Source organism: Burkholderia sp. GbtcB21 (assembly GCF_019091065.1).
Taxonomy (GTDB): domain Bacteria; phylum Pseudomonadota; class Gammaproteobacteria; order Burkholderiales; family Burkholderiaceae; genus Burkholderia; species Burkholderia pyrrocinia_C.
The window spans coordinates 1-250 of the sequence record NZ_JAGXKA010000358.1; the positions used below are offsets into that span (position 1 = coordinate 1).

Annotated in this window: 1 pseudogene; it reads left to right on the plus strand. The window is 73.6% G+C overall.

Annotation, left to right across the window (positions count from 1 at the left end):
* Window positions 1–250 (plus strand): annotated as a pseudogene (locus tag KVT39_RS37105) (LysR family transcriptional regulator); the annotation flags it as partial.

The window sequence follows — 250 nt, forward strand, 5'->3', positions numbered from 1 at the left end:
CAAGTTCGAGGACGCGCTCGGCGTGCAGCTCTTCTCGCGCACAAACAAGCCCGTCGCGCTGGCCAACGCGGGCGAGGTGCTGCGCGGCGAAGCGCGCCGGCTGCTGCTGCAGGCGGCCGAGGCCGAGCGCCTGACGGTGCGCTCCGCGTCGGGCCCCGCGGGCCGACTGCGGATCGGCTTCGTCCATTCGATGCTGTATCGCGGACTGCCCGACGCGGTGCGGCGCTTCGAGGCCGACTACCCGGGCGTC